The organism is Arthrobacter globiformis (genome assembly GCF_003261175.1).
In the GTDB taxonomy this organism is placed as follows: Bacteria; Actinomycetota; Actinomycetes; order Actinomycetales; family Micrococcaceae; genus Arthrobacter; species Arthrobacter globiformis_A.
The window spans coordinates 240713-253823 of record NZ_QLNP01000098.1 but is presented as its reverse complement, the minus strand read 5'-3'; the positions used below and the strand labels follow the sequence as shown (position 1 = coordinate 253823).

Here is a 13111-nt window from a genome sequence, read left to right as displayed (position 1 = left end):
GCTGCGACCTCATCCTGGCTGTGCCGTTGACGGGCAAGGGCTCGGCCCCCTGACAGTTTCAATCCTGCCCTATGTGACCGCCATATGTCGTAAACAAGGCGCGCGGGTACGGCCCATCCGTGTCCGCTGGGGAGCCGTTGGGTATACTCAGACATCAGCTCAGTCGCCCGACGATGCGCGGACAGCCCCTTGGAGGAATAATGTCGCACATCCTGTTACTGACCAACAGCACCGGGTCATCGGTGGACATTCTGCCTGCCCTGGAGCTCCTGAACCACCGGGTGCACATCCTTCCCGCCGAGCCCACCGCGCTGCTCGAGACAGACCCCTGCGACATCGTCCTCCTGGACGCGCGCAAGGACCTCGTGGGCGCCCGATCCCTGACCCAACTTCTGAAGGCCACCGGCCTCAGCGCGCCTCTGGTGCTGATCCTCACCGAGGGCGGCATGGCGGCCGTTTCCTCAGCCTGGGCCGTCGATGACATCGTGCTCGACTCGGCCGGCCCCGCCGAGGTGGAGGCACGGATCCGCCTCTCTGTCGCCCGGGCCGTACCGGATCAGGATGATGCTCCCTCCGAGATCCGGGCTGCCGGCGTCGTTATTGACGAGGCGAGCTACACGGCGCGCGTCAACGGCGCAGCACTGAACCTGACCTTCAAGGAGTTCGAACTCCTGAAGTACCTGGCGCAGCACCCCGGCCGGGTATTTACCCGGCAGCAGCTCCTCACCGAGGTCTGGGGCTACGACTACTACGGCGGCACCCGGACCGTGGACGTCCACGTCCGGCGGCTGCGCGCCAAGCTGGGCGCCGACCACGAGAACCTGATCAGCACTGTGCGCAACGTGGGCTACCGGCTTACGCTGATCCGCCAGCAGGAGGACGAACTCACCGAGGCGTAGACCCCAGGCCGGACCCACTGGGCCCGCCGCGGAGTGCCTGCACCTGCAGCAGAAATACGGAACGGCCCGGCTCAAGGGAGCCGGGCCGTTCTGTATTTCTACTTATGAGTGGAGGACATACGGGTCGAACGTATCGAGGCCACCCCAGTGGTGGATCCCCCTCACAACCTGCCATGAAGGCGGCTGAGGTAACGACTATACGGGGCGCCACGGCCTGTTCCAAATCGGGCGTGCGTGGGTGGCGTCCGTATAGCCTTACAGCATGAGTCCTGCGCACCCGGAGAAATGGCCCGTCCTAGTCATCAAGGGCGGCGTGGATGAAGAGCTGCTGCGGGACGTCCGCGCCCTGCTGGCCGCCGCCGAGGAATCGGACGGCAATCCTCCCATTTCCGAACAGACCCTCGTGACCATGCGCGCGGCGGACACGGGCCCGCACATGCTGCTGACCCTTGCCCTCTACGCCCCGGACGAGCAGTCGGACCCCGCCACAGCGCAGGACCTGGCCGGGTTCGCGGTGGTGGTCGAGGAGCCGGACGGGACAGGCGTGGCGGAAATCGCGGTGCACCCCAGCTATCGGAACCAGGGCGTGGCAGACCGGCTCGTCAGCACGCTCAAGTCCTCGCGCGGCCTGGACGGACTCAAGGCATGGTCGCACGGCAACCACGAGGCCGCCGCGGACCTGGCGGCCCGGTACGGCTATGGCCCGGTTCGGGAACTGTGGAAGATGCGGCTCACCACCGCCGCCGCTGACCTGCCCGACGTCGGTCTTCCGGACGGCGTCTCGATCCGCGCCTTCGTGCCGGGCCAAGACGAAGAGGCCTGGCTCGTGGCCAACCGTGAAGCGTTCGCGCACCACCCGGAGCAAGGATCCCTGACCATGGCCGACCTGCAGGCCCGGATGGACGAACCCTGGTTCGACCCCGCCGGCTTCCTGCTGGCGGAGGACCCGGACGGGCGGCTCCTGGGCTACCACTGGACCAAAGTGCATCCGCGGCACGGGACACACCCTGCCATCGGCGAGGTGTACGTGGTGGGCGTCACGCCCGCAGCCCAGGGCATGGGTCTGGGCAAAGCGCTGACCATCGCCGGGATCCGGCACCTCCAGCAGCAGGGCCTGCACGCCGTCATGCTGTACACGGATGCGGACAACACTCCGGCTGTCTCGCTGTACCGGCGGCTGGGCTTCACGCGCTGGGACATGGACGTGATGTACGGGCCGGTTGCGGGACGTTAATCGGCTCTTTGACGCTTGGTCCGGCTGCCCCGAAATCTTCGGGTCCCGGACCCGTGAATGCTTGTAAGGTTGAAAATAAACCCGCCAGTACTCAAGGAGAGCGCATGCAACCGGAATCCGCCGGAACAGCCACCACCGAAATCAAGGCTGCCCCTGTGCGCGCCCGGTTCGGCTCCTCCGAAGTGCCGGCCTCCCGCGCCACGCAGGACCGGATCGACATCCCTGAGTTCGCTGCCATCCTGGAGCCGGAGGGCGAGATCAGCCCGGACCGGTTCCTGGACCGCGAGCTGAGCTGGCTCGCGTTCAACGCCCGGGTCCTGGAACTGGCCGAAGACCCCGACCTATACCTGCTGGAGCGGGTCAACTTCCTCTCGATCTTCGCGTCCAACCTCGATGAATTCTTCATGGTCCGCGTGGCCGGCCTGAAGCGCCGCATCGCCACCGGGCTCGCCGTCCCGTCTCCGGCTGGGCTGAGCCCCGTCCAGGTCCTGGAGCAGATCGGCGAGGCGGCCCACCGCCTGCAGCAGCGGCACGCCCAGGTCTACGCGGAGCAGATCCGGCCGGCCCTGGCTTATGAGCACATCCACCTCATGCACTGGGACGAGCTCGACGACGAGGCCCGGCACCGGCTCAGCGCCATGTTCGCGGAGAAAGTCTTCCCCATCCTCACCCCGCTGGCCGTGGACCCCGCACACCCCTTCCCTTACATCTCGGGCCTTTCCCTGAACCTGGCCGTGGTGGTCCGGAACCCGGTCAGTGACAAGGAGCTGTTCGCCCGCGTCAAGGTGCCGGACCAGCTGCCCCGCCTGATCTCCATCGACGGTCCCCGGGCAGGCTCGGTGCCCGGCCGCGTGGCACGGTTCATCGCCCTCGAGGAAGTCATCGCCGTCCACCTGCACCAGCTTTTCGCCGGCATGGAGGTCCTGGAGCACCACACCTTCCGTGTGACCCGCAACGAGGACGTCGAGGTGGAAGAGGACGACGCCGAGAACCTCCTGCAGGCGCTCGAGAAGGAACTGCTGCGGCGCCGGTTCGGCCCGCCCGTCCGGCTCGAGGTCACCAACGACATCAACCCGAACATCCGCGCCCTGCTGATCCGCGAGCTTGGCGTGGACGAGTCGGAGGTCTACTCCGTTCCTGCGCCCCTGGACCTGCGCGGATTGTCCGTGATCGCCAACATTGACCGCGCGGACCTGCACTATCCCAAGCACGTACCCCACACCTCCCGGTACCTGAATGAGTCCGAAACGTCCAAGGCCGCGAACGTCTTCGCCGCCATGCGCCGCCGCGACATCCTGCTGCACCACCCTTACGATTCGTTCTCCACGTCCGTCCAGGCGTTCCTCGAACAGGCGGCGGCGGATCCCAAGGTGCAGGCCATCAAGCAGACCCTGTACCGCACCTCGGGCGACTCCCCCATTGTCGACGCCCTGATCGACGCTGCCGAGGCGGGCAAGCAGGTGCTGGCCCTCGTGGAAATCAAGGCCCGCTTCGACGAGCAGGCGAACATCTCCTGGGCCCGCAAGCTGGAGCAGGCCGGTGTCCACGTGGTCTACGGCATCGTGGGCCTGAAGACCCACTGCAAGCTCTCCCTCGTGGTCCGCCAGGAGGTGGACGGGCTGCGCCGCTACTGCCACATCGGGACAGGCAACTACCACCCGCGGACCGCACGCTATTACGAGGACCTCGGGCTTCTGACCGCGAACGAGCAGGTGGGCGAGGACCTGTCCAAGCTGTTCAATCAGCTCTCCGGGTATGCCCCCAAGTCGACCTTCAAGCGGCTCCTGGTGGCCCCCCGGTCCGTGCGTTCGGGACTCATCGACAGGATCGAAGCCGAAATCCGGAATGCCCGCGCAGGCATCCCCGCGCGGGTGCAGATCAAGGTCAACTCGATAGTGGATGAGTCCATCATCGATTCCCTGTACCGCGCTTCGCAGGCAGGCGTGAAGGTGGACGTTATTGTCCGCGGCATTTGCTCCCTGCGCCCCGGCATCCCCGGGCTGAGCGAGAACATCACGGTCCGCTCCATCCTTGGCCGCTTCCTTGAACACTCCCGCGTGTTCGCCTTCAGCAACGGTGGCGACCCCGTGGTGTATATAGGCTCCGCGGACATGATGCACCGCAACCTGGACCGCCGGGTGGAGGCGCTGGTGCAACTGTCCGGCGGCGAGGACACCGCCTACGTCCTGGACCTGTTGCGCCGGTACATGGACCCCGAGACGTCCAGCTGGCACCTTGACAGCGACGGCGAGTGGACCCGCCACCACATCGGCGAGGACGGCCGCAAACTGGACGATGTCCAGTCCTGGCTCCTGGCATCACGCTCCCGGCAGCGCGCCGTCGTCCGGCGGTAGGAACCCGGCCTTTGAAGAGCAGCGACTCACCCATAGCGGATCAGACCGATCACCCGGGCGAGCCGGTCGCCGTCACGGCCGCCGGCGCCCTGCCTTGGCGCGTCAAGAAGGACCAGCTGGAGGTTCTACTGATCCACCGGCCGCGGTACGACGACTGGTCCTGGCCCAAGGGCAAGCTTGACCCAGGCGAAACTGTGCCCGAGTGCGCAGTCCGCGAGGTGGAGGAGGAGATCGGCCTCGTTGCACCGCTGGGCATCCCGCTACCGCCCATCCATTACCATGTCTCCGCCGGGCTGAAGGTTGTGCACTACTGGGCCGTTGAGGTCACGGGCAATTCCCTGCGGCCCGACGGCAAGGAAGTGGACAGCGTCATGTGGTGTGCACCGGAGCGTGCGGCCGCGCTGCTGTCCAACCCGTCAGACCGGGCGCCGCTGGACTACCTGGCGGCGGCCCACGCCCGCAAGGAACTGCAGACCTGGCCGCTCGTCGTCGTGCGGCATGCCAAGGCAAAACCGCGATCGTCGTGGACCAAGGCGGAAGGCGAACGGCCCTTGGCCGCCACCGGCATACGCCAGGCCCAGGCCGTGCACCGGCTGCTGAAGGCGTGGAAGCCGCTGCGCGTGGTCAGCAGCCCGTGGTTGCGCTGCGTGGCGACCATCGCCCCCTACGTCAAGTCAGCGGACGCCAAGGTGAAACTCGTGGATGCGCTTACGGAGCACAGGCATGCCCGCAACCCCAAAAAGACCGCTGCCGTCGTGGACGCGTTGTTCGACAAGCAGCGCGCGGTGGTGCTGTGTACGCACCGGCCGGCCCTTCCCACCGTGCTGGGCCAGCTCGCCGGTTACATGCCCCCGCGGCTCAAGGGCCTGCTGCCGGTGGCGGATCCATATCTCGCCCCCGGGGAAATGATCATCTGCCACGTGGCGCACGGCAGCAAGAGCAGGATCGTGTCCGTGGAGCAGTTCAAACCCTTCGACGACTGAGGCTCCACCGCCGTCCAGGCCTTCACCTTGACCCCGCCATTTTTGTATCAAATACTTGGTACAAAGATGGCGCATCGGGATCAGGCGCTTGGGGATCATTGGGGGATCTGATGCCAATACAGTTTGAGTTGCCGCCCATGGCGCTGCTGGGACCGCTGCTGGCCGCACTGGGCATTTACGGGTTATTGCGCTGGGTGGTCTGGGCGCCTGGCGGCGGTACCTCGCCCAAGTCCATTTCAGACCATGCCCTCTGGGTCGGCGTCATCGGCTGGCTGGCGAGCACACTCCAAGGGGCAGCGAACGCTGGCATCATCCCCTCCAGTCCGCAGACGCCGTCGCTGGCGCAACCTGCCGACATCCTGGAGGCGCTGGCCTGGCCGGTCGTCGGTTGCCTCGGGGTCCATGCGCTGGGCCAGCTCAGCTACCCGGGTCCCCGTGGTTCGCGCCGGCTGGCAACCCTGTCCGTCCGGCGCGTCAGGGACTTTCTTCCCAGGAAGCTCGCGTGGACTACGCTCGGCATTTTCGCCGGGTCCGCCGCAACCATCACATGGGCGGCCATGCAACCGGCGTACCGGCCGGTGCGGCCTGATACTCCGCCGGACGGTGCTACCGGCCCCAGCTTCTTCGATGACGGACGGATTCCCGGGACAGAACTGGCGGCCTGCCTGGCTGCCGCGCTGCTTCTGCTCGCGGCCGGTACCGTTCTGGTGTTGTGGCTGATTTCCCGCCGCCGGCAGCTGGAAGCACTCGACGCCGGAGACAATGCGCTTCTCCGCACTATTGCGATGAACCGGCTGCTGCGGACGGTCTCCACTGTCGCCGCAGGGCTGGCGGCCATCGCCGGCAACTTTGCCTCCCGCCCGGAGCCGGCAACTGCCACCTCATGGACTAACCCGACCGCACTGGTGGCCGTGGTGGTGCTGTTCGTGATGTGGCTGTGGCAGCCGCCGCAGCTGGCGAGCGTCCGGCCCCGCAAAGCCCAAATCCGCCGGGCTTCGTCTTCGGGCCGGAAAAACGTCCGGAATCTGCGCAGCGAGAAGCATCCTGCCGCGCTGCTCACCGCGTCCTTCGGCGCGCTCCTCGGGCTGGCCGCGGTGGCGCCGGGCGTGGCGGTCCTGTTCTTGCTGGGCTCCACCAATCCGGCCCGTGCCACCGTCATCTCGGCTGTGATGGCCGCGTGCGTCCTGCTGGCCATCCTGGCCGGCGAGCTGCTCCTCGAACGGAATTACGGCGCTGCCTCGGCAGTCCGCGGCTGGCCCGTCCAGCCGGTGGCGCCCGCTCTCCTCACCGCTGCGATCATTGGCCTGCTGCTGCTGGCAGTCGTGATGGTGATGACCGCCGTCGGAGAAGCGGCGCTTCCGTCCGGAACACCAGTAGCCCCGGGCTGGATTCCGACGGCGGTGGCCACTGCCGCCGTCGCCGTCACGGCCGTGCCCGCCACTCAAGCCGTTCGCCGGCGCCGGGGCATCGTCACCTCGGATGACGGACTGGACGCGGCGCTCCGCGCCGTCACGCTCAACAGGATCGTGCGGATTCTGGCCGCCTTCCTGCTGGCACAGGCGGGCGGCCTGTTGATAGCGGCAAACCGGGCGTGGGGTGCGCTGCTGGGAACGCGGACGGTCCCGGCGGAACTGTGGGAAGGGACGGCAGCCGCCGCCGGGTACGTGCTGGTGGCAGCCGCCGTGGTGCTTTCGCTGATTCCCGTGACCGCTTTCGGCCCTAGGAGCGTGCCGGCCACCCGGCGCGCACCGGTGGAACCTGCCCGATGACCGTGGGCATTTCGGTGGACCTCGGTTCCCCCACTCCCCCGTATGAACAAATCCGGCTGCAGGTCAGCGCGCTGATCGCCGCGGGCGGGCTCACGGCCGGCACTCGTTTGCCGGCAGTCCGCAGCCTCGCGGCAGACCTGGGGCTCGCTGCCGGGACCGTCGCCCGGGCCTACAAGGAACTGGAACAGTCCGGGCTAATCGAGACCCGGCGCCGGAACGGAACTGTCGTCGTCGGGCTTCCGGCGTACGGTGCGCCGGACACCGCTGGGCCCGGCGCCGGCACCGCCGGCTCCGGTGCGTCGGCAACGGAAGTGGGTGCCGCCGTCGAACGTCTCATCCAGGCCGGGGCCAAGGCAGGGCTGCCCGACCAGGAGCTTCTGGCGCTGGTCCGGGTCGGTCTGCAGAGGCGGCGCGGCCTGCCTTCGGGCCCGCCGTCGAGCTCCGACTAGACTGGACGGGTGAGCACCCCAACGCCCTATGAAGACCTTCTGCGCGACGTCATGGCCAACGGCACGCACAAATCAGACCGCACCGGCACCGGAACCAGCAGCGTTTTCGGCCGCCAGATTCGCTTTGATTTGGGCGAAAGCTTCCCGCTGATCACCACCAAGCGGGTGCACTTCAAGTCTGTTGCCGTCGAGCTGCTGTGGTTCCTCCGCGGCGACACCAATGTCAAGTGGATGCAGGACCAGGGCGTGACCATCTGGAACGAGTGGGCAGATGCCGACGGCGAACTCGGACCGGTTTACGGCGTCCAGTGGCGCAGCTGGCCGACCCCCGACGGCGGTCACATCGACCAGATCGCCGAGCTCGTGGACAGCCTGAAGTCGAACCCGGACTCGCGCCGGCACATCGTTTCGGCCTGGAATGTGAGCGAGCTCAAGGACATGGCACTGCCGCCCTGCCACGCGTTCTTCCAGTTCTACGTCGCAGACGGCAAACTCTCCTGCCAGCTGTACCAGCGGTCCGCGGACATGTTCCTGGGCGTCCCGTTCAACATCGCTTCCTACTCGCTGCTGACCTGCATGCTGGCCCAGCAGGTCGGGCTCGAGCCCGGCGAATTCGTCTGGACCGGCGGGGACGTGCACATCTATGACAACCACATGGACCAGGTCCTGAAGCAGCTGGAACGGGAACCGTACGAGTACCCGCAGCTGAAGATCACCCGCAAGCCGGAATCGATCTTCGACTACACCCTGGACGACTTCGAAGTGGTGGGCTACCGGCACCACCCCACCATCAAGGCGCCGATCGCCGTATGAGCACGGAGGGCACAATAGATGCGCAGGCTTTCAGCGAGGACATCGCCGCGGGGATGTCAGGGATCGGACTCGTGTGGGCCCAGACGCCTGCCGGCGTCATCGGCAAGGACGGCGACATGCCGTGGAACCTGCCCGAGGACCTGAAGCACTTCACGAGGGTCACCACCGGCCACCCCGTCATCATGGGCCGCAAGACCTGGCTGTCCTTCCCGGCGAAGTACCGTCCGCTGCCCAACCGGACCAACATCGTCATCACCCGGCAGGAAGACTGGGGCAGCTCGCCCGAGGCGGAGGGCGCCGTCGTCGTCAAATCCCTCGATGATGCCCTGCTGGAATCCCAGTTCGCACCTGGCTGCGAGGCTGTCTGGATCCTCGGCGGCGGCGAAATTTTCAAGGAGTCCACGGGCCTGGCCAACGTCGCTGTGGTCACCACCATCGATGTGGACGCCGACGGCGACACGTACGCCCCGGAGCTCGGCGACGGCTGGGTGGCCGGCACATCCGTGCCTTCCGACGGCTGGCTGACCGGCGCCAACGGCACCCGCTACCGGTTCACCAAGTGGAACCGCTCGGAAGGTTAGAACATGCTGCGTAAACCTGAAACCCTCTTCGTGCTCGGCTACATGCTGCTGCCCCTGTTTGCCCTGCTGTCCGCGATTGTCGGGCTCACCATGATCCTGGGTGGCAACAAGATCGCCGGTATCATCGTCCTGGTGGTGGTGACGCAGGTGTTCGCCTTCGGCGCCTTCTTTGCCCTGCGCGCCCGCAAGACCGCCCTGCTGGAGGAGCCCGACCGCCAGTAGCGCCAGGATGGGGAGTGCTGCCCATCGCGGCTGGCCGGGGCGCCAACTAGAGTGATGGCTGGACTTAGCAGCAACCGTGCCAGTTCGGAACGGTCAAATTTTGGGGGACGATGTGACAGGTAATTTGTGGGGCGCCGACGTCGCGCAACTACGCACACTCGCGCAGCAGTTCGGGAATGTCTCCGACCACCTGATGCAGACGTCGTTGCAGCTGACCAACCAGATCAACAACACCCCTTCCTGGAAGGGCAACGACGCCACCCAGTTCCGTTCCGACTGGAACGGCAACCACAGGGCTCTTATCCAGCGGACAGTGCGCGCCCTCAAGGACGAATCCCGCAAACTCCTGGACAACGCCAACGAGCAGGAGAAGGCCAGCGACGCCGCCCAAGGCGCCGGCGGCGGACCGATCATGCTGGGCGATCCGGGGGGTCCGGGCGGCAACTGGGCCGTCCTCGGCGGAGCTGCCCTGGTGGGTGGCCTCACCAACTTCATGGCAATCCAGAAGAACATCAAGGCACCGCTGACCCTGGCAAAGCACGTTGGCCAGTATGGCTGGGTCTTGAAGAACCACCCCGCTGACATGGTTAAGACCATGCTCACCAAGGGCCGGCATCGGCTCGGAGGCCCGGCTTTTGACAGTCGCCATCTGTGGCAGACCACCGCGGGCAACAAGGGCCTCGAGACCCTGCTCAAGAAATCGACCGAGAACAACCGCGTTCTCAGGCTGATTGACCACGCATCTGATATCGCGTCTTTGAAGAACCTGAACAGCTTCACTGAAGGGACGAACAGGTTCCTCAAACCACTGGACCGGATCGCCAGCCTAACCGCCGAGAAGGCCTGGATAGACGCAGGTGGCAAATTCGAGTGGTTGGGCAAGTCCGGCCTCGCCCGTGGTCTTGGTTGGGCGGGAGTGGGCTTCAGCGCTTACGACTCGGTGCAAAGCTTTGCCAATGGTGACATCGAAAAAGGCCTCGGTAGTGCTTTCAAGGCGGGTCTTGGCGTCGGTTGCTTCTTGCCCCCGCCTGCCGGGACTGTTTGCCAGGTTGCCAGTGCCGGTATTGCCATTTACGAAAACTGGGACACTATAAGCAGCGTCGGCAAGAACATCGGCGATGGAATTGTCAGTGCAGTGAAGGATCCCGGCAAATTCGTCAGCGGCGCTGGGGAAACCGTGAGGGACGCAGGAAAATCGGTGGCCAAGTTCTTGGGATTCGGGGATTAGGAGACGCACATGAGCACTCAGGATGAGACAAAGCAGGAGCCGCGGCTCGGTGTTGATGTCATCGGCTTCGGAGTGGGCGAGTTTGCCTACCTGCTTAACGTTTTCGAAGGACCCGCTCGGGACCGTTCTGTCAGTGCTTTTCGCGCCGAAGACCTGGTGGACGATGCCACTCTGTCGACGGCCGGGGCTTCGTCGCTGATGGCAAGGGATCTGGCTACCCTGGACGAGGACGGCGACCTTGCTGTGCAGGGGGTGGCTGCGGCCGTCGCTACGGCTCTGGGACAGGCGACGCGCTGGACCGAATTTTCTTTGCTAACCCCAGAAAGCATGGACAACGTGATGCTGCTTGAGGCTCCAGACGTGGCCCTGATGCTGCAGCCGCGGATGCTGGGAACGTGGTTCGCCTTCGCCCAAGACCCCTCAATCAGCTCTGCCGAGGCAACCCTCCGCGTGGTCCGCCAACATGTCGAGCAGCACGCGGACGGAACGGCGTACCTCGTCTTCAAGACCCTGGACGGCGAAAAGAACCTGTTGATCCGGCGGGACACGGATTCGTGGACGACTGGCACCCCCAACTTCGACATGGATGAAGTCGCGGAAACCGAAGGCCTCGATGATGCCGGACTCCTGAAGGCCATAGAGGAATCCCGTGGCTAGGCGCAGCCGCGACGTTCCCCAGGAACCCGGCTACGTTTCCTATCAGCCGCCGGAAGAACGCGTACTGCATCGACTCGCGGAGAACGGCGAGGTTGTCGCTTACACCTCTGAAGAGTACGGCGTCCGCAAGGATGACGGCGGCGGCTTCATCAAACCCGTGAACAGCTCGCGGGGTTTGCTGTTTCTTGCCGTCCTCATCACTATCGCCTTCGCAGGGATGCTGTACGGACTGGTTCAAATCGCGATCACGGCCCAGTGGGACATCCTCGGCCGCACATGGTGGATGTTCCTGGTGATCCAGATCCCACTGCTCGCAGGCTGGGCCGGCTATTTCAAGGAGCGCAAAGCCGAGAAGCTGCGCAAGGCGCGAAACCTTCCACGTCCCGTGGACTGATGCCTGTTGGCCCCTTGGCCATCGCGGCGTGACGTAACCGACTGCGGCCCGCCAAATCCAAAGATAAACTGGCCCAATGACTACAGCAGCTACTCCGTCCGTTGGACTGGTCGGTTGGCGTGGCATGGTCGGCTCCGTCCTGATGCAGCGCATGCAGGAAGAGGGCGACTTCGCCAACATCAACCCCGTATTTTTCTCCACCTCAAACGCAGGAGGTGCCGCGCCTTCGTTTGCTGAAGGCGCAGGCAAGCTCGAGGACGCGTTCGACGTCGACACGCTGGCGAAGCTGCCCATTATCGTCACCGCACAGGGCGGGGATTACACCAAGCAGGTCCACGGCGAACTGCGCAGCCGCGGCTGGGACGGCCTCTGGATCGACGCCGCCTCCACACTGCGCATGAACGACGACTCCATCATCGTCCTGGACCCGATCAACCGCGACGTCATCGACAAGGGCCTCGTCAACGGCACCAAGGACTTCGTCGGCGGCAACTGCACGGTGTCCTGCATGCTGATGGGCCTCGGCGGCCTCTTCAAGAACGGCCTCGTCGAGTGGGGCACGTCCATGACTTACCAGGCGGCTTCCGGCGGCGGCGCACGGCACATGCGCGAGCTGCTCAGCCAGTTCGGAACCCTCAACGCCGAGGTCAGCACGGAACTGGATGACCCGGCGTCGGCCATCCTGGACATCGACCGCAAGGTACTGGCCCACCAGCGTAGCGACATCGACGCCACCCAGTTCGGGGTGCCGCTTGCCGGTTCCCTTATCCCCTGGATCGACGCTGACCTCGGCAACGGCCAGTCCAAGGAGGAGTGGAAGGCCGGCGTCGAGACGAACAAGATCCTCGGCACCTCGGATGACAACCACGTGATCATGGATGGCCTCTGCGTGCGGATCGGCGCCATGCGCTCCCACTCGCAGGCGCTCACCCTGAAGCTCCGCGAAGACCTCTCCGTTGCCGAGATCGAGAAACTGCTCGACGAGGACAATGAGTGGGCCAAGGTGGTGCCCAACTCTAAGGAAGCCTCTATGGCCGACCTGACCCCCGTGGCTGCCTCGGGTACGCTGACCATTCCGGTGGGACGCATCCGCAAGCTCGAGATGGGCCCGCAGTACATCAGCGCCTTCACCGTCGGCGACCAGCTCCTCTGGGGTGCCGCCGAGCCGCTGCGCCGCATGCTCAACATCGCCACCGGCACGCTGTAACCAGCTTCCCGCCACTCAACCGGCCCCTGCCCCGCACGACCGGCCCTGCCCTTGTTATGTCACGGCCGGCCGCTCATGCGGAGCGGGGCCGGTTTTGTGTCCGGGCCCGGCCTGATGCAACCCTTCCTCACCTCCGGTCGGGTTCGACCAACCCTTCCTCAGCTCATCTCGGGTTCGAGCAAACGCTTCCTCACGTCCCATCGTGCCCAGGCGACCCCTTCGGCAAAGGGTGCCGCAGCACTTCTTTGGTCGCTGCAAGCCCTGAGGAAGGGCATCAGAAGACGCGACCAAACCTGAGGAAGCGCGCCACAAAAGGCGACC

13 protein-coding genes are annotated in these 13111 nt (G+C 65.6%); all 13 read left to right on the top strand.

The window, feature by feature from the left end; all coding sequences use genetic code 11:
• The first annotated feature begins 200 nt into the window (after nt 1–200).
• Entirely contained in the window at nt 201–899 is a 699-nt protein-coding gene (locus DBZ45_RS17725; protein WP_111905167.1) for a winged helix-turn-helix transcriptional regulator, read from the top strand.
• Between the two features lie 262 nt (nt 900–1161).
• Nucleotides 1162–2133, top strand: a complete 972-nt coding sequence (gene mshD, locus DBZ45_RS17720) for a mycothiol synthase (RefSeq protein WP_111905166.1) — start codon at nt 1162–1164, stop codon at nt 2131–2133.
• 104 nt (nt 2134–2237) lie between these two features.
• On the top strand, nt 2238–4487 hold the full coding sequence (locus tag DBZ45_RS17715) for an RNA degradosome polyphosphate kinase (protein ID WP_111905165.1): 2250 nt from the start codon (nt 2238–2240) through the stop codon (nt 4485–4487).
• Nucleotides 4488–4498: 11 nt separating this feature from the next.
• Nucleotides 4499–5470: an NUDIX hydrolase gene (locus DBZ45_RS17710; RefSeq protein ID WP_111905164.1), complete on the top strand. Its 972-nt coding sequence runs from the start codon at nt 4499–4501 to the stop codon at nt 5468–5470.
• A gap of 110 nt (nt 5471–5580) precedes the next feature.
• Nucleotides 5581–7239, top strand: coding sequence for a hypothetical protein (locus DBZ45_RS17705; protein WP_190243171.1), 1659 nt, complete (start codon nt 5581–5583; stop codon nt 7237–7239).
• Complete coding sequence (locus DBZ45_RS17700; RefSeq protein WP_111905163.1) at nt 7236–7688, top strand: GntR family transcriptional regulator; 453 nt, start codon at nt 7236–7238, stop codon at nt 7686–7688. Before DBZ45_RS17705 ends, DBZ45_RS17700 begins: the two co-directional genes overlap by 4 nt.
• A gap of 9 nt (nt 7689–7697) precedes the next feature.
• Nucleotides 7698–8501, top strand: coding sequence for a thymidylate synthase (locus tag DBZ45_RS17695; RefSeq protein WP_111905162.1), 804 nt, complete (start codon nt 7698–7700; stop codon nt 8499–8501).
• Nucleotides 8498–9082, top strand: a complete 585-nt coding sequence (locus DBZ45_RS17690; protein ID WP_111905161.1) for a dihydrofolate reductase — start codon at nt 8498–8500, stop codon at nt 9080–9082. The genes DBZ45_RS17695 and DBZ45_RS17690 overlap by 4 nt, the downstream gene beginning before the upstream one ends.
• A gap of 3 nt (nt 9083–9085) precedes the next feature.
• The gene (locus DBZ45_RS17685) at nt 9086–9304 is read left to right on the top strand and encodes an NF038396 family protein (RefSeq protein WP_111905160.1); all 219 of its coding nucleotides are present in this window, start codon (nt 9086–9088) and stop codon (nt 9302–9304) included.
• A gap of 76 nt (nt 9305–9380) precedes the next feature.
• On the top strand, nt 9381–10532 hold the full coding sequence (locus tag DBZ45_RS17680) for a WXG100 family type VII secretion target (protein ID WP_223257143.1): 1152 nt from the start codon (nt 9381–9383) through the stop codon (nt 10530–10532).
• Between the two features lie 9 nt (nt 10533–10541).
• A complete protein-coding gene (locus DBZ45_RS17675; RefSeq protein WP_111905158.1) occupies nt 10542–11189 on the top strand; it encodes a hypothetical protein in 648 nt (215 codons plus the stop codon).
• A complete protein-coding gene (locus tag DBZ45_RS17670; protein WP_111905157.1) occupies nt 11182–11583 on the top strand; it encodes a hypothetical protein in 402 nt (133 codons plus the stop codon). Before DBZ45_RS17675 ends, DBZ45_RS17670 begins: the two co-directional genes overlap by 8 nt.
• A gap of 76 nt (nt 11584–11659) precedes the next feature.
• Nucleotides 11660–12790, top strand: a complete 1131-nt coding sequence (gene asd, locus DBZ45_RS17665; protein ID WP_111905156.1) for an aspartate-semialdehyde dehydrogenase — start codon at nt 11660–11662, stop codon at nt 12788–12790.
• Nucleotides 12791–13111 lie beyond the last annotated feature (321 nt).

What these genes read in the sequence shown, in the direction of transcription:
- DBZ45_RS17725 (WP_111905167.1), top strand. Translation starts at nt 201, where the DNA reads ATGTCGCACATCCTGTTACTGACCAACAGCACCGGGTCATCGGTGGAC.
- mshD (WP_111905166.1), top strand. Translation starts at nt 1,162, where the DNA reads ATGAGTCCTGCGCACCCGGAGAAATGGCCCGTCCTAGTCATCAAGGGC.
- DBZ45_RS17715 (WP_111905165.1), top strand. Translation starts at nt 2,238, where the DNA reads ATGCAACCGGAATCCGCCGGAACAGCCACCACCGAAATCAAGGCTGCC.
- DBZ45_RS17705 (WP_190243171.1), top strand. Translation starts at nt 5,581, where the DNA reads ATGCCAATACAGTTTGAGTTGCCGCCCATGGCGCTGCTGGGACCGCTG.
- DBZ45_RS17700 (WP_111905163.1), top strand. Translation starts at nt 7,236, where the DNA reads ATGACCGTGGGCATTTCGGTGGACCTCGGTTCCCCCACTCCCCCGTAT.
- DBZ45_RS17690 (WP_111905161.1), top strand. Translation starts at nt 8,498, where the DNA reads ATGAGCACGGAGGGCACAATAGATGCGCAGGCTTTCAGCGAGGACATC.
- DBZ45_RS17685 (WP_111905160.1), top strand. Translation starts at nt 9,086, where the DNA reads ATGCTGCGTAAACCTGAAACCCTCTTCGTGCTCGGCTACATGCTGCTG.
- DBZ45_RS17675 (WP_111905158.1), top strand. Translation starts at nt 10,542, where the DNA reads ATGAGCACTCAGGATGAGACAAAGCAGGAGCCGCGGCTCGGTGTTGAT.
- asd (WP_111905156.1), top strand. Translation starts at nt 11,660, where the DNA reads ATGACTACAGCAGCTACTCCGTCCGTTGGACTGGTCGGTTGGCGTGGC.